This window comes from Arenibacter troitsensis (assembly GCF_900177645.1).
Taxonomy (GTDB): domain Bacteria; phylum Bacteroidota; class Bacteroidia; order Flavobacteriales; family Flavobacteriaceae; genus Arenibacter; species Arenibacter troitsensis.
The window spans coordinates 162,636-188,530 of sequence record NZ_FXAO01000008.1 but is presented as its reverse complement, the minus strand read 5'-3'; the positions used below and the strand labels follow the sequence as shown (position 1 = coordinate 188,530).

Annotated in this window: 22 protein-coding genes; 11 read left to right on the top strand and 11 right to left on the bottom strand. The window is 38.8% G+C overall.

Translation table 11 applies throughout. The annotated features are described in order from the left end of the window. Positions 1-21 precede the first annotated feature (21 nt). Complete coding sequence (locus tag B9Y87_RS17825; RefSeq protein WP_085500322.1) at positions 22-426, top strand: thiol-disulfide oxidoreductase DCC family protein; 405 nt, start codon at positions 22-24, stop codon at positions 424-426. 91 nt (positions 427-517) lie between these two features. Next, a complete protein-coding gene (gene fumC, locus B9Y87_RS17820; RefSeq protein ID WP_085500321.1) occupies positions 518-1,915 on the top strand; it encodes a class II fumarate hydratase in 1,398 nt (465 codons plus the stop codon). A gap of 74 nt (positions 1,916-1,989) precedes the next feature. On the opposite strand, the gene B9Y87_RS17815 is transcribed toward fumC, so the two are convergent. After that, positions 1,990-2,877, bottom strand: a complete 888-nt coding sequence (locus B9Y87_RS17815) for a hypothetical protein (RefSeq protein WP_031443886.1) — start codon at positions 2,875-2,877, stop codon at positions 1,990-1,992. A gap of 170 nt (positions 2,878-3,047) precedes the next feature. Between B9Y87_RS17815 and B9Y87_RS17810 the strand changes: the two genes are divergently transcribed. Beyond that, complete coding sequence (locus B9Y87_RS17810) at positions 3,048-3,512, top strand: GNAT family N-acetyltransferase (RefSeq protein WP_085500320.1); 465 nt, start codon at positions 3,048-3,050, stop codon at positions 3,510-3,512. A gap of 51 nt (positions 3,513-3,563) precedes the next feature. Beyond that, complete coding sequence (locus tag B9Y87_RS17805; RefSeq protein WP_139827279.1) at positions 3,564-4,325, top strand: MBL fold metallo-hydrolase; 762 nt, start codon at positions 3,564-3,566, stop codon at positions 4,323-4,325. Between the two features lie 102 nt (positions 4,326-4,427). Here B9Y87_RS17805 and ettA read toward each other — a convergent pair whose 3' ends face one another. From ettA to B9Y87_RS17790, 3 genes are all read right to left on the bottom strand, one after another. Further along, on the bottom strand, positions 4,428-6,119 hold the full coding sequence (ettA, locus tag B9Y87_RS17800; protein WP_085500318.1) for an energy-dependent translational throttle protein EttA: 1,692 nt from the start codon (positions 6,117-6,119) through the stop codon (positions 4,428-4,430). 137 nt (positions 6,120-6,256) lie between these two features. Further along, positions 6,257-6,439, bottom strand: coding sequence for a CAL67264 family membrane protein (locus B9Y87_RS17795; protein WP_031443882.1), 183 nt, complete (start codon positions 6,437-6,439; stop codon positions 6,257-6,259). 229 nt (positions 6,440-6,668) lie between these two features. Further along, positions 6,669-7,652 (bottom strand): Gfo/Idh/MocA family protein, encoded by a 984-nt coding sequence (locus B9Y87_RS17790; protein WP_085500317.1) that lies wholly within the window; start codon positions 7,650-7,652, stop codon positions 6,669-6,671. Positions 7,653-7,725: 73 nt separating this feature from the next. On the opposite strand from B9Y87_RS17790, the gene B9Y87_RS17785 reads away from it, so the two are divergent. Then, a complete protein-coding gene (locus tag B9Y87_RS17785) occupies positions 7,726-9,354 on the top strand; it encodes an acyl-CoA carboxylase subunit beta (RefSeq protein ID WP_085500316.1) in 1,629 nt (542 codons plus the stop codon). Between the two features lie 219 nt (positions 9,355-9,573). On the opposite strand, the gene B9Y87_RS17780 is transcribed toward B9Y87_RS17785, so the two are convergent. Genes B9Y87_RS17780 through B9Y87_RS17770 form a run of 3 tightly spaced genes read right to left on the bottom strand, consistent with a single transcriptional unit; the run spans position 9,574 to position 12,636 of the window. Continuing rightward, complete coding sequence (locus tag B9Y87_RS17780) at positions 9,574-10,659, bottom strand: AMP-binding protein (protein WP_085500315.1); 1,086 nt, start codon at positions 10,657-10,659, stop codon at positions 9,574-9,576. Continuing rightward, the gene (locus tag B9Y87_RS17775) at positions 10,634-11,593 is read right to left on the bottom strand and encodes a CPBP family intramembrane glutamic endopeptidase (RefSeq protein WP_085500314.1); all 960 of its coding nucleotides are present in this window, start codon (positions 11,591-11,593) and stop codon (positions 10,634-10,636) included. The genes B9Y87_RS17780 and B9Y87_RS17775 overlap by 26 nt, the downstream gene beginning before the upstream one ends. Then, a complete protein-coding gene (locus tag B9Y87_RS17770) occupies positions 11,584-12,636 on the bottom strand; it encodes an o-succinylbenzoate synthase (RefSeq protein ID WP_085500313.1) in 1,053 nt (350 codons plus the stop codon). Before B9Y87_RS17770 ends, B9Y87_RS17775 begins: the two co-directional genes overlap by 10 nt. A gap of 48 nt (positions 12,637-12,684) precedes the next feature. Between B9Y87_RS17770 and B9Y87_RS17765 the strand changes: the two genes are divergently transcribed. Further along, positions 12,685-13,479, top strand: coding sequence for an SDR family oxidoreductase (locus B9Y87_RS17765; protein WP_394334969.1), 795 nt, complete (start codon positions 12,685-12,687; stop codon positions 13,477-13,479). On the opposite strand, the gene B9Y87_RS17760 is transcribed toward B9Y87_RS17765, so the two are convergent. The 3 genes from B9Y87_RS17760 to B9Y87_RS17750 form a co-directional block, all read right to left on the bottom strand. Next, positions 13,480-14,160 carry a metal-dependent hydrolase gene (locus B9Y87_RS17760; protein WP_085500311.1) on the bottom strand — a complete coding sequence of 227 codons (681 nt, stop codon included), beginning with the start codon at positions 14,158-14,160 and terminating at the stop codon, positions 13,480-13,482. Between the two features lie 24 nt (positions 14,161-14,184). Then, the gene (locus B9Y87_RS17755; protein WP_245808740.1) at positions 14,185-16,110 is read right to left on the bottom strand and encodes a sensor histidine kinase; all 1,926 of its coding nucleotides are present in this window, start codon (positions 16,108-16,110) and stop codon (positions 14,185-14,187) included. Positions 16,111-16,780: 670 nt separating this feature from the next. Then, positions 16,781-17,548, bottom strand: a complete 768-nt coding sequence (locus B9Y87_RS17750; protein ID WP_085500310.1) for an XRE family transcriptional regulator — start codon at positions 17,546-17,548, stop codon at positions 16,781-16,783. Positions 17,549-17,721: 173 nt separating this feature from the next. Between B9Y87_RS17750 and B9Y87_RS17745 the strand changes: the two genes are divergently transcribed. Further along, positions 17,722-17,901, top strand: a complete 180-nt coding sequence (locus B9Y87_RS17745) for a hypothetical protein (RefSeq protein WP_085500309.1) — start codon at positions 17,722-17,724, stop codon at positions 17,899-17,901. A gap of 2 nt (positions 17,902-17,903) precedes the next feature. Further along, positions 17,904-18,623 carry a TIGR03915 family putative DNA repair protein gene (locus tag B9Y87_RS17740; protein WP_085500308.1) on the top strand — a complete coding sequence of 240 codons (720 nt, stop codon included), beginning with the start codon at positions 17,904-17,906 and terminating at the stop codon, positions 18,621-18,623. Between the two features lie 108 nt (positions 18,624-18,731). Here B9Y87_RS17740 and B9Y87_RS17735 read toward each other — a convergent pair whose 3' ends face one another. Next, positions 18,732-19,259 (bottom strand): hypothetical protein, encoded by a 528-nt coding sequence (locus B9Y87_RS17735; RefSeq protein WP_085500307.1) that lies wholly within the window; start codon positions 19,257-19,259, stop codon positions 18,732-18,734. 121 nt (positions 19,260-19,380) lie between these two features. Here B9Y87_RS17735 and uvrA point away from each other — a divergent pair, with 121 nt between their 5' ends. The 3 genes from uvrA (at position 19,381) to B9Y87_RS17720 (ending at position 25,854) form a co-directional block, all read left to right on the top strand. Continuing rightward, entirely contained in the window at positions 19,381-22,215 is a 2,835-nt protein-coding gene (gene uvrA / locus B9Y87_RS17730) for an excinuclease ABC subunit UvrA (RefSeq protein WP_085500355.1), read from the top strand. A gap of 94 nt (positions 22,216-22,309) precedes the next feature. After that, a complete protein-coding gene (locus B9Y87_RS17725) occupies positions 22,310-22,996 on the top strand; it encodes an LOG family protein (protein ID WP_085500306.1) in 687 nt (228 codons plus the stop codon). 11 nt (positions 22,997-23,007) lie between these two features. Continuing rightward, positions 23,008-25,854: a gluzincin family metallopeptidase gene (locus B9Y87_RS17720; RefSeq protein ID WP_245808739.1), complete on the top strand. Its 2,847-nt coding sequence runs from the start codon at positions 23,008-23,010 to the stop codon at positions 25,852-25,854. Positions 25,855-25,895: the final 41 nt, after the last annotated feature.

Here is a 25,895-nt window from a genome sequence, read left to right as displayed (position 1 = left end):
TGTGGTTGGACCACTTGGAAAATGATTCAAGACAATAAAATAATACTCTTTGATGGGGTTTGCAATCTTTGCAATAGTTCCGTACAGTACGTTATAAAGCGAGATAAAGGAAATGTGTACAGGTTTGCGGCACTACAAAGCGAAATCGGAAAGAAATTAGTGGAAGAGCGCGGTATAGATACCTCCCAAATCGACAGCATTATTCTTATAGAACCCGGTGTGGCCTATTATACCAAATCTACCGCTGCCCTTAAAATTGCCCAGTCTTTTGGGGGAGTCTGGCAGTTGGCAAGTGTGTTTGAATGGATACCTGAAAAAATAAGAAATTGGGTGTACGACTATATAGCCAAAAACAGATATAAATGGTATGGTAGAAAGGATGCCTGTATGATTCCGACACCAGAACTAAAATCAAAATTTTTATGATAGTTGAATTTCCTTTCTGACCCATTTGGAAATTTTACTACTTAAGTAGATAAATGTAAATTTGTAATTATCAATAAACTCAATTTAAATTATGGAATACCGCATTGAAAAGGATACCATGGGCGAGGTTAAAGTGCCGTCCAACAAATACTGGGGAGCTCAAACCGAACGCTCTAGAAATAATTTTAAAATTGGTCCGGCGGCATCAATGCCCATGGATGTAGTTTATGGATTTGCCTATTTAAAAAAAGCGGCGGCCTACGCCAATTTTGAATTAGGCGTACTATCCAAAGAAAAAAGAGATCGTATTGCCCAAGTATGTGATGAAATATTGGAAGGCAAACACGATGACCAATTTCCTTTGGTAATATGGCAAACCGGATCGGGAACCCAAAGTAACATGAACGTTAACGAGGTAATCGCCAATAGGGCCCATGAATTGGCCGGAAAAAAAATAGGGGAAGGTGAAAAAACCATTCAGCCCAATGATGATGTAAACAAATCCCAATCTTCCAACGATACTTTTCCTACCGGGATGCATATTGCAGCCTATAAGAAGATTGTTGAAGTAACCATACCTGGAATTACGCAACTAAGGAATACGTTGGATAAAAAGGCTAAGGAATTTGCCAAGGTGGTAAAAATAGGTAGAACGCATTTAATGGATGCCACTCCCCTAACCTTGGGACAGGAAATATCCGGTTACGTTTCCCAATTGGACCACGGGCTAAAGGCTTTGGACAATACCTTGGATCATTTGAGTGAATTGGCACTTGGTGGTACTGCCGTAGGCACCGGTTTAAATGCACCCAAAGGTTATGATGTATTGGTTTCACAATATATTGCCAGATTTACGGGATTGCCGTTTAAAACTGCGGAAAATAAGTTTGAGGCTTTAGCTGCCCATGATGCCATTGTAGAAACCCATGGTGCCTTAAAGCAGTTGGCGGTATCCTTGAACAAAATTGCCAATGATATAAGAATGATGGCTTCCGGACCAAGATCTGGGATCGGTGAAATTATTATTCCCGCAAACGAGCCAGGTAGTTCCATTATGCCTGGAAAAGTTAATCCTACACAATGTGAGGCCCTGACAATGGTCTGTGCCCAAGTGATGGGGAACGATGTAGCCATTAGCGTAGGTGGTACGCAAGGGCATTACGAACTCAACGTTTTTAAGCCCATGATGGCGGCGAACATTTTGCAATCTGCCCAATTGATCGGAGATGCCTGTGTTAGTTTTGATGAGAACTGTGCCGTAGGCATAGAACCCAATCACGATGTTATTAAACAACTTTTAAATAATTCCTTGATGTTGGTTACGGCATTGAATACTAAAATAGGATATTACAAGGCTGCAGAAATTGCCAATACGGCCCATAAAAATGGTACTACATTAAAGGAAGAGGCTATTAATTTAGGATATGTAACCGCAGAAGATTACGATGAATGGGTAAAACCTGAGGATATGGTAGGTACCTTGGATTAATACTTGAAGTCGATAATTATAAAAGGCCAATCCCGAAAGATTGGCCTTTTTATTTTTTTAATGGATAGTGTTCCTTATTTTAATTGAAACTTGGAAGTTCCCAATAATTTTAGATTGTTATCATAAACATTTACCATATAGTTTCCTTTTTGGAATTCACTTGCCGGCTTGTTAATGAAATCACATACGTCCAAAGAGCGGTTCTCATAGTAGAATTCAGTTCCTTTGCTGTAAGTAACAGAAGCTCCCGAATCACTTGTCTTAGAGAAGCTTTCTCCCAAAACATTTCCTTGTGGATCCAATACCTCAATAAAGAATTGTCTGTCGCCAGCTTGGGCAATTACGTTGTCCGCAACGGTGAAACAAACTTTTAATTTGTCGGTAGCCTTAGCTCTAGAAGTAGAAACCAATTTACCGCTTGTTCTTTCCTTAACTGCATCTACAGAGAATTTGGATAAATTTAAAGCTGAACCTTTTTCAACTACATCTGCCAATTGGGTATTCTGCACAACTAAAGAATCGTTGAAAACAGTTTGTTTTTCCAATTCAACATAGGTACTGTCCCTTTGCATGGCCAAGAAAGTATTGGATCTGGTTAAAGAATCAACTTTTCTTATCAATTGCTCCCTTTCTTTGGTTAAGATGCCTACTTGCTTTCTGTAACGATATAGACTAGCAATATCGGCTTTCATGGTCTTAACGGAATCAATGTATTTTGCAATGTTATCCCTAGCAGAAACCAATTCTTCATTGGTGGCATTGCTTTCCAAGATAGCTTTGTCATACTCGGATTTCAAACTGGTCAAATCTTCAACAACCAATTCTTTTTCTTTTGTAAGTAATGCAGTGTTCTTTTGTTTATCCTGATATAAACTTACTGTGTAAATGATTACCCCAAGTAAAATTACACCTAATAAACCTGCAATAACCTTCAATCCATTATTACTTTTTGTTTCAGTCATAATTGTAATTATTAATTATTTAATTTTTTTAACCTTAAATTTATTTGTTTGTAACACTCTATATACGATCAGGTTTGGATTTTAGATTTTTTTAGTTAAAAAAAATAAATTTCCTTCCTAAAAATACAAAATGATTACCGTAAATTTAGTAAAATAGTGATCGTACCAACATGTCATTAAGTATTGTACCTTTCGAATCGCACTATGCAACAAGGTTTAAAGACCTTAATGTGGCATGGTTGGAAAAATATTTTTATGTTGAGCCTATGGACACCATTCTCTTGGAGAATTGTGAAGCCAACATAATGGATAAAGGTGGATATATATTTTTTGCACAGTACAATGAGGAAATAGTAGGTTGCTTTGCTTTTTTAAAAGTGGGGGACAGAACGTATGAACTGGGCAAAATGGCCGTGGACCCTAATTATCAAGGTTTGAAAATTGGCCAAGCCCTTTTAGTTTTTGCCATTGAACATGCCAAACAAAACAAATGGGGTAAATTAATTTTGTATTCCAGCACCAAATTGGAGAACGCCCTTTATATTTATAGAAAGTATGGTTTCAAAGAAGTTGAAATCGAAAAGAATCTCCCCTATGCGAGGAGTGACATTAAAATGGAATTATTACTAATTTAAAATACTCTAATTATGTGCCATTCAAAATACCTTATAATAACAGCTGTATTAATGGGTCTATTAACTATGGGCTGTAAAGAAAAATCAAAATCCCTACCGGAAAAAGCGGAGGCTGTTGGCCTCAAAACGGATAATACGATTTCCGATTTGGAAATTACGCCGATAGAACATGCCACTGCGGTTCTGGATTGGGATGGAACCATTATCTATATAGATCCCGTTGGAGGAAAGGATGCCTTTACCGCTGAAAAGGAACCGGACCTGATCTTGATTACGGACATCCATGGGGATCACTTCAGTTTGGAAACCTTACAGGCCTTAAATACCCAGAAGGCGAAAATTATTGTTCCCCAGGCGGTGGCCGACAAAATTCCTACAGAATTTACGCCACAACTGGATATTTTAAATAATGGGGAATCCAAAGAACGTTATGGCATTAACATAGAAGCAATTCCCATGTACAATCTTAGGGAGGAAGCCAAGGACTTCCATGTTAAGGGAAGAGGTAACGGTTATGTACTAAGCAAGAACAATGAACGCATTTACTTTTCAGGGGATACAGAGGATATTCCTGAGATGCGGGCATTACAGAATATAGATAAAGCTTTTGTATGTATGAACCTTCCCTATACCATGACCGTAGAAAGTGCGGCAGATGCTGTGCTGGAATTTAAGCCAAAAAAGGTATATCCCTACCATTATAGAGGAAAGCCCGATGTTGGGGATGTGTCAAAATTTAAAACGTTGGTAAACGATAAGAATCCCAATGTTGAAGTAATACAATTGGACTGGTATCCCTCGGAAGATTATTAAGGGGACTAGAGCAGACTAGTTACTTCAATTAGTAAAAAAAATACGCTGTTGTCCTAAATCTAGTGTCAACAGCGTATTTTTATTTAATTAGGATGGGACGGATTAGCGTACCAATTTTTTATATTTTAGTCGCTTGGGTATTAAATCTCCTCCCAAACGTTTCTTCTTATTTTCTTCATATTCAGAGAACGATCCTTCAAAGAAATACACTTGGGAATCCCCTTCAAAAGATAGGATATGGGTACAAATCCTATCCAGGAACCACCTGTCGTGGGAAATGACCACGGCACAACCGGCAAAATTTTCCAAGCCTTCCTCCAAGGCCCTTAACGTATTAACATCCAAATCGTTGGTAGGCTCATCCAAAAGAAGAACGTTGCCCTCTTCTTTAAGGGTCATGGCCAAATGCAGACGGTTGCGCTCCCCACCGGAAAGCATATCCACCTTTTTATTTTGCTCACTTCCAGAAAAATTGAACCTGCTTAAATAAGCTCTGGAATTTACTTGTCTACCTCCCATCATGATCAATTCCTGCTCATCGCTAAAATTCTGCCAAATGGTCTTATTGGGATCAATATTGGAATGACTTTGGTCTACATAAGCAATTTTTGCCGTTTCCCCTACAACAAACTCCCCTTTGTCCGGTTTTTCCTCACCCATTATCATTCGGAAAATAGTGGTTTTACCAGCCCCGTTAGGGCCAATAATACCTACAATGCCCGCCTGTGGTAATTTAAAATTAAGGTCCTCATAAAGCAATTTATCCCCGTAGGCCTTACTTACACCCTTCGCTTCTATTACATTGGTCCCCAATCGAGGTCCGTTCGGGATATAGATCTCCAGTTTTTCATCCAATTGTTTTTGGTCCTGGCTCATCAATTTGTCATAGTTCTGTAAACGGGCCTTTTGTTTGGTCTGTCTACCTTTTGCTCCTTGTCTTACCCAATCCAACTCCCTTTCCAATATTTTTTGTCTTTTGGAGGCTGTTTTACTTTCTTGGGCCATACGCTTCGATTTTTGATCCAACCAACTGGAGTAGTTTCCTTTCCATGGTATACCCTCTCCCCTATCCAATTCCAGGATCCATCCGGCAACATTATCCAAGAAATACCTATCGTGGGTTACAGCAATAACAGTGCCTTTGTACTCGGCCAAATGATGTTCCAACCAATGAACGGATTCAGCATCCAAGTGGTTTGTTGGCTCATCCAACAATAGAATTTCGGGTTCTTGCAACAACAGTCTACACAGTGCTACACGCCTTCTTTCACCTCCGGACAGTATGCCGATTTTCTTATCGGAGTCCGGGGTACGCAAGGCATCCATGGCAACTTCCAACTTGTTGTCCAGTTCCCAGGCATTGGTGGCATCTATCTTGTCCTGAAGCTCGGCCTGCTTGTCCATGAGTTTTTGCATTTTATCTGCATCCTCATATACCTCCGGAAGCCCGAACATATCATTGATCTTATTGTATTCATCCAGGATGGCCACAGTATCTGCCACGCCTTCTTTGACTACCTCCAAAACGGTCTTGTTCTCGTCCAATTGCGGTTCCTGCTCCAGATAACCTACCTTATATCCAGGAGAAAAAACTACATCTCCCTGAAAGTTTTTATCCACCCCGGCAATAATCTTGAGCAGTGTAGATTTACCAGAACCATTAAGCCCTAGAATTCCAATCTTAGCTCCGTAAAAGAAACTTAAATAAATATTCTTTAATACTGGGGTATTGGCAGTTTTGTATGTTTTAGTAACCCCAGACATGGAGAAAATGACTTTCTTATCGTCTGACATATAGTATTTGTATTATTAGTTGTGATTATTTGAATTATAAGTGGAAGGGCAGAAACCTCCCGTCTTTAGCTATTAATTTTTCAATATGATGCCAGGGCAGCCTACAATTCTTAAAACGCCAAATCTCCTGTGGCCGTTTATACCCTACCTTTTAAGGCATTAAATACCCATGCAATTGCAAAGAAACCTATTCCAACCGAGGCAAATCCCCATCCGGCAACATCATCATATCTAAATGCACCCAACGCTATTAGCGAAAGGCCTACAATTATCATTATAAAGGTTGCCCATGCAAGCACTGTATTCTTATTCATTCCCATTTTTTTAATTGGTTTGGTTTGTAGTGCCCCAAATATCGTAAATTTTACAAGAATTTATCACCTACAAAAAAACTTTATTCGTGAAACACGTATTTCAGAAGCCACAGGCGCATTGAAATACGATAGTTGAACGAATCCCGCCTGTTTAGTGGGGTTATTGGTTTAATACCACTATCCTTGGACTGTCTCCTAATAGGAGTTCAGGTCTTGCCTTGGGGCTTAATACCTTTTATTCTTCAAACGGAAATGTAATTTCATTTTGTATTCTCACAGTGTCCATTAAGCTTATTAAATCCTGACTGTTCCTATGGCTCCAGAGACTGCTTTCCAACTTCCCTTGGTCCAGACAGTCGTGAACCTCTTTTATTTCATAGAAATACCCTCTACCTGTAGTTGGCATGCTAAACACTTCCTTTTCTCCATTTCTTTCAACTGTATATCCCTGCGCTTCATGCCATCTGGGAGGTATAAAGATTGTTCCCTTTTCTCCTGATATTTCGGCCTTCATTTCGGAGCGACTTGTAAACCCAGAATATAGAATTGCCTGGGCCTTGGGATAATTAAAGATCATTGAAGTCTGGAGCTCGGCACCATTGTCATGAAAGTTGGAGGTGGATAAAATCTGGTCCGGTTTACCAAGAAGCAAATAGGAAAGGAAGATGGGATAAATCCCAATATCTAATAAGGATCCACCAGCGAGTTCAGGATTTAACACCCTTCCGTTAAAATCCCTATCCAAGGCATAAAAAGCAAAATCTGCATGTAAATAAGCCAAGGGACCAATATCCCCAGAATCTACCATTTGTTTTACCTTTCTAATGGAAGGATTAAACCTACTCCATAGGGCTTCCATTAAAAAAACCTTGTTTTCTTGGGCTGCCGCAATCATTTTTTCGACCTCTGCCCTATTTATACCCATTGGTTTTTCACATAACACATGCTTGCCATGTTCCATGGCCATTATGGATAGCTCACAATGTGAAGTGTGCGGTGTGGCAATGTAGACCACGTCTACCTCCTTGCACTCCAATAGTTCCTTATAGCTGCCAAAGGCATTTGGAATATTATATTCCTTGGAAAATCCTTTGGCCTTTTCCAAATTTCTTGAAGCCGCTGCGTAAATTTCAGCCTCCTTGACCAGAGCAAGGTCCTTAACAAAATTACTGGCAATATTGCCCAATCCAATAATTCCCCATCTTACTTTTTCGCTCATTTAGAATATAATTTAGTTAAAGTTAATAAATATAACTCCTTATCTTTATTGCGCAAAAGAAAGGCGTCTCAACATGGATATCAACTTCAACAAGAACGAAGACCACAATAAATTACTACTATCGGCATTAAAACATAAACTGGCCAAGGTAAAACTTGGAGGCGGGAAAAGCAGATTGGAAAAACAGCATGCCCAAGGTAAATTAAGTGCCAGGGAGCGTATTGCCTATCTTTTGGATCAGGACAGGGAGTCGATTGAAATTGGGGCCTTTGTAGGTGATGGCATGTACGAGGCCCACGGCGGATGCCCTTCAGGAGGCGTTGTAGTAAAAATTGGCTATGTACAGGGCAAACAATGCATTGTGGTGGCCAATGATGCCACAGTAAAAGCAGGAGCTTGGTTTCCTATCACCGCAAAAAAGAACCTAAGGGCCCAAGAAATTGCCATTGAAAATCGCTTGCCCATTATTTACCTAGTGGATAGTGCCGGCGTATACCTTCCCATGCAGGACGAAATATTTCCAGACAAGGAACATTTTGGCAGGATTTTTAGAAACAATGCGGTTATGAGCAGTATGGGAATTACCCAAATTTCGGCCGTTATGGGCAGTTGTGTAGCAGGTGGGGCCTATCTGCCCATCATGAGCGATGAGGCATTGATAGTGGACAAAACGGGGAGTATTTTTTTGGCAGGTAGTTATTTGGTAAAGGCTGCAATAGGAGAAGTTATTGATAATGAAACTTTAGGAGGTGCCACTACCCATTGTGAAATTAGTGGAGTAACGGATTATAAGGCGAAGGATGACAAAGACGCTTTGGATACGATAAAGAACATCATGGGCAAAATTGGCGACTATGATAAGGCGGGATATAACAGGATCCCAGCGGTAAAACCCAAGGAAAAGGAAGATGATATTTATGGGATAATTCCAAAATCGAGGGCCGAGCAATACGATATGTTGGAAATTATTAATCGTCTGGTAGATAATTCCGATTTTGAACAATACAAGGAAGGTTACGGAAAAACTATTCTTACAGGTTATGCCCGTATAGATGGATGGGCCGTAGGTATTGTTGCCAACCAGCGCAAAGTGGTAAAGACCAAAAATGGGGAAATGCAATTTGGTGGGGTCATTTATTCCGATTCTGCTGATAAGGCCACTCGTTTTATTGCCAATTGTAACCAAAAGAAAATTCCCTTGGTATTTTTACAGGACGTTACCGGTTTTATGGTAGGTAGTAAAAGTGAGCATGGGGGTATTATTAAGGATGGGGCAAAAATGGTGAACGCGGTCAGTAATTCCGTTGTGCCTAAATTTACCATTATTATAGGCAATAGTTATGGTGCGGGAAATTATGCCATGTGCGGCAAGGCGTACGACCCAAGATTGATTGTGGCTTGGCCCAGTGCCGAATTGGCGGTAATGAGCGGTAATTCGGCGGCCAAGGTGTTACTACAGATAGAAACCGCTTCGCTGAAGAAGAAGGGCGAGAAAATTACGGAAGCCCAGGAAAGCGAACTCTTTAATAAAATAAAAGAGCGATATGATAATCAGATATCGCCCTATTATGCAGCCTCCCGTTTATGGACGGACGCAGTAATAGATCCTCTGGACACGCGTAAGTGGATATCTATGGGGATTGAGGCCGCCAACCATGCCCCTATTGAAAAGCCATTTAATATGGGGGTGGTGCAGGTTTGATAATTTGAGGATTTAGAAAAGGGAGAATTTGGAAATCTACCAATGTGCAAATGTATTAATGTAGCAATGAGTTAATTTGGTGATTGGAAGATTTGGAAATGGGATAATTTGGGAATGTAACAATGCACCAATTTGTTAATTTGATGATTTTTGAATTTGACAATGAACCCCCTGGTTGATTGGAGATTTGGAAATTCTTAAATGCGCCCTTCATATAAACTATTTCAAATGGAGTAGTCTTAATGTTTCTACCCTATTTACCTTGCCACTGCCCGTCTCTACAAACTGGGGGACACTAAATATTTCTTTGGGAATTTCATATTTGGAAATTGAGTTTAGGGATTTTATGTCTTGGGACAATTGATTACCATCTATATCACCTTCGACTACCAAGATTAATTTTTGGCCTAAATAGGCATCAGGGATGCCCGCCACAAAAAATCTGGATTTGATCAATATAGATAACTTGGACTCCAGTTGTTCCGGGATTAATTTAACTCCCCCGGAATTAATTACGTTGTCATACCTGCCCAGCCAATGGAACTCATTGGGAGATATTAAGTTAATTACATCGTTGGTTACTATAACGGCATCGGAAACTTTTGGAGCTTCAATCACCAAGCAATCCCTTTCATCCCTGGAAAGAACAACATCCGGAAGGGTCTTAAAATTGTGGTCTTCAGGACCTTTCGCATGCTCTTTTACGGCAATATGCGTAACGGTTTCGGTCATACCATAAGTTTCGAAAATCCGTGTATCTACCTTGTTCAGATCTAATTTCAACTCAGGGGAAATAGGTGCCCCTCCAATAATTAATGTGCCAATTTGCTTTAAATATGGAAAAGCGCCCTGTACCTGCATGGGCACCATGGCAGCAAAGTCGTAATGTTTGGAAGTGAATTGCAAAGGATTGGAAGAAGGTTCCACCAAGTCTATTTCCCAACCCAGTACTATGGCCCGGACCAACATCATTCTCCCTGCTATATGGTCGGTGGAAAGACATAGAAGGGCTTTTGTTCCAGGTCCCATTTTAAAAAAAGCTCCTGTGGCCCAGGCGGAATTAACCATATGTTCCTTTTTCAACAAAACTGTTTTGGGGACACCCGTAGATCCTGAAGTTTTTACTAGAATGGTATTGGTATCATCCAGCCAATCCATTAGAAAATTTCCAACGGACTTTTCATAGTCCTTACCTTCCTTGACAAGACTGTAGGCCAACTCTTTTAAAACTCCAAAATCGTAATGGATTCCGTTGTATTTAAATTTAGGATGGATGTTTTTAAAGGTTGAAATCACTTTCTTCATCTAGTCGTACAGTTTCTGGACTTTGTACATCACCTGTAAGTCGCTCCTTCCAATTGGTCCAGCCATATTTTTTGGAGAATACGAACAAGAGAATTGGATAGATCACCAATACCGGTAAAAACACATCCCAGCCCAACTCTGGTTCCGATATATCCCTGTATAGCGATTCGGTTTGGAAGGCGGTCCAATCTGCGGTCACCAAGAGGGCGGTCAATAAATTATTGGCTGCATGAAAACCTATGGCCAATTCCAATCCCTCATCCATTAGTGTCAAAATCCCAAGGAAAAACCCGGTACCTATATAATAAACCATTATTCCATAGCCCAATTTTTCAACCTCAGGATTAAAAAGGTGCAACAAACCAAAAATCATGGAAGTGATTACCAATGGCACCCATCTTTTGCCCGTCATTAACCCAATGCCCTGCATTAGATACCCTCGCATAAAATACTCCTCAAAACTGGTTTGGAGCGGAATTAATAAAACGGAAATAAGGCATAATAAGACAAAGGGCATTACATTAAAATTAAAAACATAATCCTCTGGGGACAAAAAGATGTCCAGCCCGGTAATCAAAATTGTTATTAGTCCCCAAAGTCCAAAAGCAAAAAGCACTCGTTTCCAATCTATTTTTTTTCTACTGGTGGTAAGGGAGGTTATAGTTTGGCTATGAACAAATTGAACGGTAAGAAATGTTGCCACAAGGCCAAATACAAATGAAATAAGCATTAAAAAGAGAAATAGATTGCTACCTACCATTTTCGACATTCCTGCAACATCCGAGGGAAAGGTTTCCCCGCCAAGAGACTTAACGATTATTACTCCAAGTAGTGGAATGGACCCCAAAAGTTGCCAGCCAATGAATATGATCAAAATTCCGACTAGGTATCTCCAAGATTCATGGTTTCCTTTATATCCCTGTTCTATATACATAAATTCTCTATTAAATTGTTTTCCCAACTCCCGGTTTGTTCATAGGAAATTGTTCCATTTTTTACTTTTAGTGGGCATTTAAAATTATTGGTATATAACCCACCGGTACCCAATCCCTGAGGTAGAGGGTTGTTTAAGGTAGAGGTCCATTGTGCAATGGCATTTAGGCCTATATTGCTTTCCAATGCACTGGTAACCCACCATTTTATATTTAATTTCTCGGCAATTTTGATCCATTCCATACTTCCTTTAAACCCTCCAACCAAACTTGGTTTTAGGATGATATACTGCGGCCTTATAATTTGTAGAAGTTTCTCCTTTTCCGTTACATCGGTAATTCCTATTAATTCCTCGTCCAAGGCTATGGGGATGGGAGTATTTAGGCATAATTCCTTCATTTCATTTGTGTTGCCAGCCTTGATGGGTTGTTCTATGGAGTGCAGCCCATAAAGGGAAAGTCGTTCCAGTTTAGCCATGGCTTCTGAAGGAAGGAATGCACCGTTGGCATCGACCCTTAATTCAATTTCTTTTTCACTGTATGTATTTCTAATGGATTTTAAAAGCGCTATTTCCTTCTGGAAATCGATGGCTCCGATTTTTAATTTAATACACTTGAAACCTTCCTCAAGTTTCTTTTGGATCTGTTGATGCATAAAACGTTCATCCCCCATCCAAATCAATCCGTTGATGGCTATGGGGCTATTGTTTTGCGTAAATTCTGAAGGATAAAGTAAATAGGGATCCTTGGAATTAAGGGATAAAAAGGCTTGTTCCACTCCGAACTGAATACTAGGATAAGGCATCAAGGCTTTCCACAGCCGGTCTTTTCCCAAATGAATATTGCTACAGGTCCATTTCAGCTTGTCCTCATAGCCCGGAACATCATCAACACTCAACCCCCTTAAAATACCGCATTCCCCAATTCCATATTTATTATCCTGTTCCAAAATAATAAAGAAGGTTTCTTTATGGGTCATTATTCCCCTGGAAGTACCACTGGGGCGTTTAAATTCTAAAATGTATTTTTTGTAGGTTGCTTTCATGAAATATAAAATCAAATTTAACTATCTTTTTTTCTAAATATGAAAAAATTGAAAACAAAAGTCGATAGGGTTGTCTGGATAACTGGAGCTTCCTCCGGTATAGGGGAAGCCCTGACCTTTGAACTTAACCGCAAAGGCTATAAGCTTATTATTTCTTCCAGAAAATTAAGTGATCTACAATCAGTTAAGACCCGTTGCCCAAAAAGCGAACTTATATCCCTACTGCCATTGGATTTGATGGATAGGGATACCATGTCTGAAAAAGTTACGGAAGCTATGTCGTTTTATGGGTCTATCGACTTATTGATAAATAATGCCGGTATTAGCCAACGTTCCTTAATTATGGAAACCGATTTGCAGGTTTATCAGAAATTGATGGACGTTAATTACATGGGTACTATTGCCCTTTCCAAAGCAATCCTTCCCTATTTTGTAACCCAACAAAAAGGACATTTTGTGACCGTAACTAGTCTAATGGGAAAATTTGGCTCTCCCTTTCGCTCTGGATATTGTGGGGCCAAGCATGCGCTACATGGTTTTTTTGACGCTTTACGCATGGAACATGAAATTGACAATATTAAGGTTACCATGGTATGTCCAGGCTTTGTAAATACCAATGTGGCCATAAATGCCCTTACAGCTGATGGCAGTCCCCAAGTTGACAATGATGTGGCCACTAAAAATGGATTATCCCCACAAGTCTTTGCCAAAAAAATGGTCAAGGCCATAGAAAAAGAAAAATTCGAAGTTTACATTGGCCAAAAAGAGGTATTCGGAATCTATTTGAAAAGATTTTTCCCTAAACTGCTCCATAGGCTAGTACTGCGAAGTAAGGTGCGATAATTAAACCGTTAAAGCTCCTCCTATTTCCAGTAGAATTAGCTCTTTACCCTTTTTTGAAAATTTTTGAATGGCTTGGTCATGATCAATTACAATATACCCAAAAGTATCATAATGACAACCTAATACCCTAGAACATTCAACAAAATCCGATGCTAGGAGGGCATCATCGACCCCCATCGTAAAATTATCGCCAATGGGCAATACAGCAAGATCCAAATGAAAGGACATAGGAATAAGTTTCATATCCATGGTCAAAGCAGTGTCACCGGCAATATAAATGTGCTTTCCTTCAGAAGAAAGGATAAATCCCCCTGGCTGACCACCATAGGTTCCATCGGCAAAGGAAGAGGTATGAATGGCATTTACATATTTAAGGGTACCAAAGTCAAACTTCCAGTTCCCACCGTGATTCATAGGATGAGCCTTTAGGCCTTTGTTTTCATAGTAGGTGGCAATTTCAAAATTGCTTACCACTGTGGCATTGCTCATTTTACCAATTTCTTCAACATCCAAGGTGTGGTCTTGATGGGCGTGGGTTACCAGGATATAATCGGGTTTTAATCCTTTAATATCAATTTTACCATCTACTTGCTCATTTCCTGAAATAAAAGGATCTACCAATAATCTTTTTCCAGCTGTTTCAATGAGTAAAGTGGCATGGCCTAGAAATGTAATCTGCATAAGTTGAACTGTTTTTATTCAAATTTATTTAAAATTGAACCAAAAACGAACTCCTTCGGATGTTTTATCGATATTTAAAGTAGATTGAAGTTGGTTTACCAAACGATTCATTAGCCTTATTCCCATGGAGGAATTGGCCCTATCATCCGTATCCTCTGGCAGTCCTATACCGTTATCCGTGTACTCAAAATAGCCTTGTCCCCCGTTCTTTCTCAAATGAATATAAATCTTTCCGTTCTCATCATCTTCCGGGAAGGCATATTTAAATGAATTGGATACCAGTTCATTTAGTATAAGACCAAAAGGAATGGCCCTATCAATATCCAGCTCTACACCTTCGGCATCAATGGTAATATTTATATTATGACCTCCTTTTTTATAAACTGATTGTACGCTATTAATAAGACTTTCAATATACCCCTGCATTTCTATCACTGAAAGATCGTCGTTCTGATATAATTTTTGATGGATAAGGGCCATGGCCTTTACCCTACTCTTACCCTCTTCCAACGCTTCGATAGCTGCCTTACTACGTGTATTTTTTGTCTGCAGGCTAAGCAGGCTGGAAACCATTTGCAGGTTATTTTTTACCCTATGGTGAATTTCTTTTAAAAGGGAATCCTTTTCTACCAATGAAGCCTCTATGATGCGCTTCTGATCGGCAATAAGCCGCTGGTTCTTAATACTTTTCAAGTAGGCGAAAACTAAGCCTGCAAATCCCAAAAGTGTAAAGATCAAAGAAATAAAAACAATATTAATTCTTTCCTCTTTGGCCTGTAAATCGCTTCGGGATTGCTCTAGGTCCTTTTTCTGCTGCTCCATCATTTTCTTGGAGTACTCTATCTCTTGCCCAGCTACGGCAGCCAACTGTTGTTTTTTCATGGAGGATTCGTTCCTATTCAATGAATCCCTAATACGTACGTTTCTTTTTAAATAATCGACCGAATTTTTATAATCGCCTATTCGGTCAAAGTAGGCCGCTAATAATCTATTTCTTCTAAGGATATTTTCAATTTTCACAGGATTTTGTCCATCCAAAAGATACTCTTGGGCCTTTTCATAGTCTTCTTTCTGCAAATAACAATCCGCCAACTCCAAGGTGTTTTCTACCTTTTCCGACGAGAACTTACCCTTATTGTATTCATTGATCAGGTTAATGGAATTCTCCAAATAAGGAATGGCAATATCATATTCCTTAAGCAGCGCATGACATTTACCAATGTTCCCTTCTATAATGGCTTTCAATAAATTGCCTTTGCTAATTTCTTGTTCTGTTTTTTCCCTGCTAATATCATTGAGATATACATCAATAAATCCCTTTGCCTTCTTGTAATAGGTTAGGGCTGTTGGTATGGACATATCCAAAAGAAGGTAGTTCCCAACGTTGCTCTGATATTCCGCCTGGCCATAATAGTCGTCTTCCCTTATAGTTTTAAGCTTGTCCTTGATATAGTCGTCCATTGCCTTTCTATGAAGTCCAAGGTTGGAGTAGATATCATAGAAAATAACCTTATCTGTAAGGCCTAAATTCTTTTTCTCATTTCTTATTTCAAATTGCCTATCATATAGCCCCAATTTAGCATAGTTGTTGTCTATCAGGTCTAAAAGGATTTTTTTGGATGGCATATCCAAATTATCAATTTTCTTGTACAATTGGTTTGCAATGGCCACACTTTTGCTAAAGTCGCCTATATCATAATAAAGTTGGGATTGCATAAGCTCATATTTGGTGATGCTTGTTGAATCCTTAACTTTTTGAGCATTGTTGTGATAAACATTTACTGCAGCTTGCCAATCATAGGCTGAATCCTCTAAATAGCGATTGGGCACACCAAAGAAATAATCAAATCTTTCCTGTACTCCCTTCTTATTTTGAAACTCCTGGAAATAATCCGGTTTGGTAGAAGGGTCTTGGGCAGACGAATACCAAAAACACAATGAACAAATCATTAATGAAAAAAACATTTTATTAAAAGACTTCACCATTGTTCAATTGTTGTCTAAATATTCTAATTACTTCTTGGTCTTTTTAATAATTTTAAAGCCTTTGGGCGTTTTTACACCCAATACAACAAACGCCAAAGCAGGGTTATTGTTGTGCCCTGTGTATCCCTAAATTACCATCATCGGTACTTGCCCATGAAAAACACAAATCAAATTAAAGGATTTGTGGACAAGTAAACCATTATTTATCCTACATTTTTGTACCGGTAGTAAGATTTTAAAATAAAAAAGGCGATACAATATTATTGCACAGCCTTTTTATATATGTAATGATAAGATTTGGGACTCATTATCAGCTCAAAAATATGTTGTTGTACTTTGAATTTTAGAATTTTGTTGTGTAACCTCACGATCTTGTTGTGAAAGCGTACAAATGAAGGTAATACTGCATTTCATCGATAAAAATATACGCTTTATCGATAAAAATACCTATAAGGTAAAACCTACAATAACAAGATATTAATCCTATTTAATGTAAAAACTCCATGATGGGTCAAGTTTAATCCTATCCGAAGCAGGCAGGAACAATAGGTTTCAATAATCTTTTTATTACAGGAAAAGGCTTCCCTAAAAAATATTTTGGATATAAGCCTCTAAGCCTAAAAATAAGGAGGTATTAGTTGTTGACTTTTTTTAATTGATTTTTTAGCTCATCCATAGATTCCTGTAATTGCCTTAACAATCCCTTCTCGGAAGTGGCATCTACGCCAAAGGTTATTTTACTACTAACTTGCCAAAGCTCTTGTATGTCTTCAGTGTTTACGCTGTATGGAGGATAGTTTTCATTTAGTGATATTAATGAAATTACGGCCGGATTGGGCGATTTTTCAATCTTTTTCACCAAAACCGCGTCCTGTAATACCACAACATAAATCTTATTGGGACTGATATCCTTTAGACCTTCAACGGCTCTGGCCAATACCCATTCGCCTGGCTTTAGATTGGGCAACATACTATCCCCTTCAATTTGGAAACCTCTATAGGTGGCATTTCTGAATTCTGGCAAAGGAATATCGAAGGCAGGCAGCTGTTTGTACCAACTGGTGTCCTGAATATTTTGGGGGTATCCGGCGGCGGCCTTTGCATTTACCAATACCATATTCTCGTTTTCGGATGAATTAACCGTAACCACCTTGGGAATAACACTGACATTGGTAACCGCTAGAAATTTTTGGGAACTGTCACCGAATAGCCAAAGTGGATTTATTTTAAATTGCTTGAGTAATTCAGCCACTACTTTTCCCGATAACTTGGTACGCCCCCTTTCTATGTCGGCCGTAGTATTTGAAATGCCAAGCAAGTTGGCAAAGTCAGATTGGGTATACCCCAATTCACGACGTAAATCGGTAAAACGCTTTGTAACAATTTCCATATCCTCGTTCATAGTACAGATTTTTAATTCATATAGTTGATATATAGATATTCCCTATTTGGGTAAAAGACTATATCCCATAGCCTCAAATATACGTATTTTGGAATATATCCAAAAAATTTATTGGACTATTTCCATAATTAGGAAATAATCCATATATTTGGAATAATTACAAATACGAAAACATGACTTTGGACGATTTGCATCAAAAATTAAGTAGTCTAGCCTTTTCCGGGATGGATGATAATCACTTTGTTTCCATTAGCTCTAAAAAAGAGAGTGGTTTATCCAAGGGTCGTTTAGTAAAGACGGAAAGAAGACGTTTAAAAAAGGAATTAAGTGTACAACTCAGTTTATTTGAATAATTATGGAAAATCCTAAGGTTTTAATTTACGACGGCAGTTTCAATGGTTTTCTAACTACGGTTTTCAAAATTTTTGAGGAGAAAATCCCTGTGGCGAACATCCAAAAAAATAAGGAGCTACAAAAAGGTCTGTTTTCGGAAGCGATAACTGTTTTTACCCAGATGGATAAGGCAAGACGGGTTTGGAACAGTATACAGAACAAAAGCAATGCGGCCATTAAGTCCATTTACTTTGCCTTTTTAAGCGAAACCAAAGGTATTGAACTACTGCTGTACCAATACATCCGTTCTATGTATGCCAATCCCAATGAAAACCCTGTTGAAGGATTGTCGGAAATTGTTTTAAAAATTCAGCAACTCTCCAGAATGGTGGCACGGGAAAAACATAGAATAGAAGCCATTGCAAAGTTTAAGATATCGCAAGATCAGGTCTACTTTTCCAATGTTTCACCAGGATTCGACGTGCTACCGCTTATTTCCAAATACTTCAGGTCAAAATTCCATGGTCAGGAATTTATGGTTTACGATCAAAAAAGGAAGTATGCCATTTATTACAACCTATATACTGTAGAGATTATATCCTTGGAATTATCAACCTATGATTGTACCGGAGATCTTTCCCAGACGAACATAAAACAATTGATAAGTAACAAAATACACTCACATTCCCGATATTCCGGACAACGGCAGTTAGCAATAGTAAGTGAAAAGGAAGCGGTATAATAAATGTGTCCGTATGTTTGGCACAGTGAATCAATTAAGCCCCCCTATTCCTTCTTTATACAAATGTGTCTTGTACCTTCAATTTGTGGTATAGAATGCTATTTTAGGTTACTTGGATTTTTCTCCAACAAAATTATCGCTCTGATTTTTAAAAAGTACGTTGAAGGTAGTTAGGCTACCATAAATTCGGGTTATATACTGCTGTAGGTCAACTTTTTCCTGATCATCCAAATTGTTGCTGCTGTTTATTTTTTGCTCCATTACCCTAATTCGGTCCCTTACCATAACAATTTTGTGAAAAAAGGTATCCAGTGGAATTTCCTTATCGGATAAGTTGGCATCACCAGGTTTTAAAACTAGGCTCCCGCCCTTCCATTTGTCCGCAATTGGAGTGATGGAACTGGTATCGCTCCATCGTTTTAAAATGGAAATCAGCGATTGTTCCACTTCGGAAAAACTTATGGTATCCACTTCGTCCTCCACTGCTTCTATAACATCAAAATTGGAATCCAATTCTATGGTTTCCAAACCATTTTCCATGAAAGTCACCCAGTAATGTTTAGACGTAACATTGGTAACTACCCCTTTACCGTATTCGCTATGATTAATCCTAGAACCAATTCCTAAAAGCTGCATTTAATAATATTTTAAAGTTAAGAACGCTAATTTATAGCTAAGCTTTTAATCTACAAAAAACTAAATAGCACCTACTTCATTTTTAGGAGTCAAAGTCGTAACTTCGCACATTGCTATGAAAATGATTAATTACGAAGAGAATATTGAGGTTAAAGGCGCTCGTGTGCACAACCTTAAAAACATAGATGTTACCATACCCCGAGAAAAGCTGGTAGTTATTACCGGACTTTCAGGAAGTGGCAAATCATCCTTGGCTTTTGATACCATTTATGCCGAAGGGCAAAGGCGGTATATTGAGACTTTTTCGGCCTATGCCCGACAGTTTCTGGGTGGCCTGGAGCGCCCGGATGTGGACAAGATCGATGGCCTGTCACCTGTAATTGCCATAGAGCAAAAGACGACTTCAAAATCTCCAAGGTCTACCGTAGGCACCATTACCGAAATCTATGATTTCCTTAGACTTTTATTTGCTAGGGCCGGGGATGCCTACAGTTACAATACTGGGGAGAAGATGGTTAGTTATGATGATGCACAGATAAAGGAATTGATCATATCTTCCTATAAGGGCAAGAAAATAAATATACTGGCTCCAATAGTTAAATCCAGAAAAGGTCATTATAGGGAGCTATTTGAGCAAGTTGCCAAACAAGGTTTTGTCAAAGTGAGGGTAGATGGTGAAATCAAGGATATTGTAAAGGGCATGAAAGTAGACCGTTACAAGACCCATGATATTGAGATTGTTATTGATCGACTCAAAATTGAGGAGAGTACCGAATTGGACAAGCGTATTTCGGAAACCATCAATACCGCCATGTACAGCGGTGAAAATGTACTGATGATTTTGGAAGAGGGCAAGGATGAACCCCGTTATTTTAGTAGGGATTTAATGTGCCCTACCACTGGAATTTCATACCCCTCCCCAGAACCCAACACCTTTTCCTTTAATTCACCAAAAGGCATGTGTCCCGATTGTAATGGGCTTGGACATATTTATGAGGTAAATGAAAATAAAATTTTCCCAAACAAAACTCTGTCCATTAAAGGAGGTGGCATTGCTCCATTGGGCGAATATAAAAATTCGTGGGCCTTTAAACAGATAGAGACCATTGCGCAGCGATATAGTTTTGAACTAACCACATCAATTGCCAAAATACCCGAGGAAGCTATTGGGGTACTGCTTTATGGGGGTAAGGAAAGTTTCGAGGTTGACTCTAAAACCCTTGGGGTAAAACGTCTATACAAAATAGATTATGAAGGCATATCCAACTTTATAAAAAGTCAATTTAACGAGGCCAACTCCACCTCCATCAGACGTTGGGCCAAGGAGTATATGGACAAAATTAAATGTCCAACTTGTGAAGGCACTAGGTTAAAACAAGAATCGCTTAATTTTAAAATAGACAACAACAATATTGCCGAACTATCCAATCTGGATATCGCGGAATTGGCCGATTTCTTTAACGGTCTGGAAAAAAAACTAGAGGGAAACCAATTAAAAATTGCAGAGGAAATTATAAAGGAGATCAAAACAAGGGTCCAATTTCTACTGGATGTCGGTTTGGATTATCTCTCCTTAAATAGAAGTAGTAAATCCCTGTCCGGAGGGGAAGCACAGCGTATTAGATTGGCAACCCAAATTGGGTCACAGTTGGTAGGTGTACTTTATATCCTGGATGAGCCAAGTATTGGTCTGCATCAGAGGGATAACGAACGATTGATAAAGTCTTTGGAATCGCTCAGAGACCTTGGTAATTCAGTAATTGTGGTAGAGCACGATCGTGATATGATAGAACGAGCAGACCATGTTATAGATATAGGGCCAAAAGCCGGAAAACATGGAGGGGAAATAATTTCAGAAGGTAAACCCGATGATCTAAAAAATCATCATACCCTAACAGCCGATTATATTACCGGAAAGTTAAAAATTGAAGTTCCCAAAAAAAGAAGGCAAGGTAATGGAAACAGCCTGGAATTATCCGGTTGTTCAGGAAATAATCTTAAAAATGTTTCGGTAAGTTTTCCTTTGGGAAAAATGATAGGGGTAACGGGTGTTTCGGGCAGTGGTAAATCTACCTTGATCAACGAAACCTTATACCCTATTTTGAACGCCCATTATTTTAACGGCGTAAAAGTTCCTATGCCCTACAAGAAAATTAAGGGCTTGGAACATATAGACAAGGTCATTGATATTAATCAGTCGCCCATAGGAAGAACGCCGCGGTCCAATCCGGCAACCTATACTGGTGTTTTTAGTGAGATTAGGTCCCTTTTTGCCAAAACACAGGAAGCTTCGATTAGGGGCTATAAACCCGGGCGTTTTAGCTTTAATGTTACTGGAGGACGATGTGAAACCTGTCAAGGTGGAGGTCTAAGGGTTATTGAAATGAATTTTCTTCCAGACGTATATGTAGAATGTGAGACCTGCAATGGCAAACGGTTTAACAGGGAAACCTTGGAGATTAGATATAAGGGCAAATCTATTGCCGATGTACTGGAGATGACTATTAACGAGTCTGTGGAGTTTTTTGAAAATATCCCTAAAATCTATCGCAAGTTAAAAACCATTCAGGATGTGGGACTGGGATATATCTCCTTGGGCCAGCAGTCCACTACCCTATCGGGTGGAGAAGCGCAGCGTATAAAGTTGGCTACCGAACTTTCTAAAAGGGATACTGGAAATACCTTTTATATTTTGGACGAACCTACTACGGGACTCCACTTTGAAGATATTAGGGTATTGATGCATGTACTTAACAAACTGGTAAACAAAGGAAATACCGTTCTGGTAATTGAACACAATATGGATGTCATAAAAATGGTAGACCATATTATAGATATTGGCTATGAAGGCGGTCGAAATGGTGGTATGGTAGTTGCGGAAGGTACTCCGGAGGAAGTGGCCTTGGATAAAAAGAGTTACACCTCAAAATTTTTGAAAAAGGAATTAGGTTTGTGAAATTAAGTGTCGGCCAAAGATACTTTTTTCTTCAAAACTGCATTATAATGATAAGAAAACGGTAGTCTATATTGATTATTGATAATATTCAAATATGAGAAAAGAACAGCATCACAAAGGTTGGAACGAGATTAAAACTAACGATTCCTGGGCCTTATTCAAGATTATGGGCGAGTTCGTAAATGGATTTGAAAAAATGAGCGCCATTGGCCCATGTGTTTCTGTATTTGGGTCTGCCCGTACAAAGCCTGGGGACAAATATTACGAATTGGCGGTTAGTGTGGCCAAGAGTATTGCCGAGGCAGGATATGGGATTATTACCGGTGGTGGTCCAGGGATAATGGAAGCCGGGAACAGGGGAGCACATCTGGCAGGGGGTACCTCTGTTGGTTTGAACATTGATTTGCCTTTTGAACAACATGACAATCCTTATATAGATGGGGATAAAAGTTTGGATTTTGATTATTTCTTTGTCCGTAAGGTTATGTTCGTAAAATATTCCCAAGGCTTTGTGGTTATGCCTGGCGGTTTTGGTACGTTGGATGAACTTTTTGAAGCAATTACGCTAATACAGACCAACAAAATAGAAAAATTCCCAATTATTCTAGTGGGCTCGGAATTTTGGAATGGCTTGTTGGACTGGATTAAGGATGTCATGCTTAAAATGGGAAACATTAGTCCTAGTGATCTGGATTTGATACAAATTGTTGACACGGAAAAGGAAGTGGTAGATATAATAGATTCCTTTTACAAAGGCAATATATTGAGTCCTAATTTCTAAACACAAGGTTCTTGAAGAAGTTGGATTGCATACGGAAACCTATTTTATTGTTGATAATTTTATGTATCAATGGTCTCTGCATTGCCCAACATTCCAATAAACTTACGGCCACCTTGGACGTAGAAGGTAAAACCATTAACATACAACAGGAAATTAATTATGTAAATAATTCCAAGGATACCTTGGAGTTTTTATATTTCAATGATTGGGCCAATGCCTACGCGAACAAGAATACGGCATTGGCCAAAAGATTTTCTGAAGAATTTAAAAAAGGGCTACATCTGGCCAAAGAGGAAGAAAGGGGTAATACCAAAATAACAAGTACCGTTGACGATAATTACCAAGGTTTGGATTGGGAATATGCCCCAGGAAGGGACATTATAAAAATTAATCTGAACCACCCCCTACCGCCGAAAGAATCCACTAAAATATTTATTACGTATAGAGTGAAGTTGCCTTCGGATAAATTTACCACTTACGGATATGATAACAGGGGAGGATATTATTTAAAGGATTGGTACCTCACCCCTGCCGTTTACGATGGGTCATGGCATTTATATTCCAACAAGAATCTGGAAGATCTATATACGGATATGGCCGATACTTCCATAGAACTCATTATACCCCAAAATTTATTTGCCGTCTCTAATTTTCATGAATTGGGCAAGAATAAGGAAGGTAGTGTTCAGCATATTTATTTTCAAGGAATCAATCAGAAAAGTGGGGAAATAATTATAAGGCCTTCCAAGCAGTTTGTAAAGCATGTAACGCCGGAGATCACCATATTAACAGACCTACAGTCCGCAAAGTACGATGAGATTTCTTCGGGAATATCCATCAATCGGGTGGCAAAATATATTTATGAAAATTTGGGGGATTTTCCACATAAACAATTATTGGTCTCGGAATTGGATTATAATAAGGACCCGTTATATGGCATAAACCAACTCCCCAGTTTTATTAGGCCTTATGAAGAACAGTTTCAATTTGAAATGAAGTTTTTGAAAACAGCACTCAATAGCTTTATCAAGGAAACTCTCTTCCTGGATCCCAGAAATGAAAAATGGGTTACCGATGCTATTTTGAACTATTTAATGATCGGTTTTGTGCAGGAATACTATCCAGATCAAAAACTATTGGGAAAATTATCCCGTATTTGGGGGGTACGAAATTTTCATTTGGCCAAAATGAATTTTAACGAACAGTATCCCCTGCTCCATATGTTATCGGCAAGACGAAATATTGATCAGTCCCTTACTACTCCCAACGATTCCTTGGTAAAATTCAATCAGAAAATAGCTAACCGGTACAAGGCTGGTTTGGGATTGGCATATTTAGCCGACTATACGGGTAAAGAACATGTTGACCGCAGTGTGAAGGAATTTTACATCAATTATAGGTTAAAACCCACCACAGCGGCAGATTTCAAGTTTATAGTCGTAGAAAACTCGGACAAGGATATTAATTGGTTTTTTGATGAATATGTCTCTACCACACAAAAAATCGATTTTAAAATTAAAAAAGTCCGTAAAATGGAGGATTCTTTGGTGGTCATCTTAAAAAACAAGGAAGGCACCAATGTACCCATTTCTCTTTTTGGGATAAAAAACGATTCCGTAGTTTCCAATTATTGGTATACGGATATTACGGATCAACAGGCCTTTAGAATTCCAAAGAACGGGGAAGATCGTTTGGTTTTAAATTATGATCAGACCATCCCTGAGTTTAACCAAAGGGATAATTGGAAATCTCTGAACGGCTTCTTTTCAAGTAACAAAAAACTGAAGTTTCAGTTTTTTAAGGATGCCGAGGACCCTTACTACAATCAAATTTTTTATGTTCCTGTCCTGGGATTCAATAAGTATGACGGACTCTCGCCAGGCATGCGATTGCACAACAAAACCTTATTGGAAAGGCCGTTCGTTTTTGATCTGGCACCTACCTATGCTCCCAATGAAAAAACTTTTGTTGGTTATGGTAAATTTAATTTCCGTAAATATCATGGTAAAAGCGGTCTGTACGTTACCAACTATTCCTTAAGGGGATCTACTTCCCATTTCCAGGAAAATTCGCGCTATAGTACCGTGAGTCCGTCTATAGGTTTTGGTTGGAGGCCCAGCAATCTTTTATTGAACAAAAGGGAGGCTTTGATATTAAGGACTATTAGTGTTTTTAGGGACATAGATCCGGATTTACAGAGTTTAGGGCTGGAAACGGATCCTGATTATAACGTGTTCAATGCCAAATATTATAATACCCATAATAATATAATCAATTATCTCTCGTGGTCTGTGGACGCTCAGTATTCCGATAAATTTACCAAGCTGGCATATGAATTGGAATACCGAAAACTTTTCGAAAACAATAGGCAGTTTAATTTGCGATTTTTTGCCGGTAAGTTTCTAAGAAACGAAACAGCTGGTAGTACTGATTTTTTTAGCTTTTCCCTGGATAGGCCTACAGACTATTTGTTCGATTACGAATACTTGGGCAGATCGGAAGGATCTGGAATATATAGTCAACAGATCATAGTTGCGGAGGGCGGTTTTAAATCCAAATTGGAAAACCCCTTTGCCAATGATTGGATGGCAACCATTAATACCAGTGTAAATATTTGGCGATGGATAGAGGTTTATGGTGATCTTGGTTTTGTTAAAAATAAAGGGTTAAAGGAGCGTTTTGTATACGATTCCGGTATTCGTTTAAATTTATTGACAGATTATTTTGAACTATATTTTCCATTATACTCCAACAATGGTTGGGAGATTTCGCAACCTCAATACGACCAAAAAATTAGATTTGTTATAACCTTTAGTCCAAGGACATTAACAGGATTATTTACTAGAAAATGGTTCTAAATTTTTAATATATTCTCAAATATCAGTACTATTATTGCGAT

Coding starts and splice junctions, on each gene's coding strand:
- B9Y87_RS17755 (WP_245808740.1), bottom strand. CDS start 16,110: ATGATTTGTTCATTGTGTTTTTGGTATTCGTCTGCCCAAGACCCTTCT.
- B9Y87_RS17735 (WP_085500307.1), bottom strand. CDS start 19,259: ATGCAGCTTTTAGGAATTGGTTCTAGGATTAATCATAGCGAATACGGT.
- B9Y87_RS17790 (WP_085500317.1), bottom strand. CDS start 7,652: ATGAGCGAAAAAGTAAGATGGGGAATTATTGGATTGGGCAATATTGCC.
- B9Y87_RS17745 (WP_085500309.1), top strand. CDS start 17,722: ATGACTTTGGACGATTTGCATCAAAAATTAAGTAGTCTAGCCTTTTCC.
- B9Y87_RS17825 (WP_085500322.1), top strand. CDS start 22: ATGATTCAAGACAATAAAATAATACTCTTTGATGGGGTTTGCAATCTT.
- B9Y87_RS17725 (WP_085500306.1), top strand. CDS start 22,310: ATGAGAAAAGAACAGCATCACAAAGGTTGGAACGAGATTAAAACTAAC.
- uvrA (WP_085500355.1), top strand. CDS start 19,381: ATGATTAATTACGAAGAGAATATTGAGGTTAAAGGCGCTCGTGTGCAC.
- B9Y87_RS17805 (WP_139827279.1), top strand. CDS start 3,564: ATGGGTCTATTAACTATGGGCTGTAAAGAAAAATCAAAATCCCTACCG.
- B9Y87_RS17740 (WP_085500308.1), top strand. CDS start 17,904: ATGGAAAATCCTAAGGTTTTAATTTACGACGGCAGTTTCAATGGTTTT.
- B9Y87_RS17780 (WP_085500315.1), bottom strand. CDS start 10,659: ATGAAGAAAGTGATTTCAACCTTTAAAAACATCCATCCTAAATTTAAA.
- B9Y87_RS17795 (WP_031443882.1), bottom strand. CDS start 6,439: ATGGGAATGAATAAGAATACAGTGCTTGCATGGGCAACCTTTATAATG.
- B9Y87_RS17775 (WP_085500314.1), bottom strand. CDS start 11,593: ATGTATATAGAACAGGGATATAAAGGAAACCATGAATCTTGGAGATAC.
- B9Y87_RS17760 (WP_085500311.1), bottom strand. CDS start 14,160: ATGCAGATTACATTTCTAGGCCATGCCACTTTACTCATTGAAACAGCT.
- B9Y87_RS17785 (WP_085500316.1), top strand. CDS start 7,726: ATGGATATCAACTTCAACAAGAACGAAGACCACAATAAATTACTACTA.
- B9Y87_RS17770 (WP_085500313.1), bottom strand. CDS start 12,636: ATGAAAGCAACCTACAAAAAATACATTTTAGAATTTAAACGCCCCAGT.
- ettA (WP_085500318.1), bottom strand. CDS start 6,119: ATGTCAGACGATAAGAAAGTCATTTTCTCCATGTCTGGGGTTACTAAA.
- B9Y87_RS17810 (WP_085500320.1), top strand. CDS start 3,048: ATGTCATTAAGTATTGTACCTTTCGAATCGCACTATGCAACAAGGTTT.
- fumC (WP_085500321.1), top strand. CDS start 518: ATGGAATACCGCATTGAAAAGGATACCATGGGCGAGGTTAAAGTGCCG.
- B9Y87_RS17815 (WP_031443886.1), bottom strand. CDS start 2,877: ATGACTGAAACAAAAAGTAATAATGGATTGAAGGTTATTGCAGGTTTA.
- B9Y87_RS17750 (WP_085500310.1), bottom strand. CDS start 17,548: ATGAACGAGGATATGGAAATTGTTACAAAGCGTTTTACCGATTTACGT.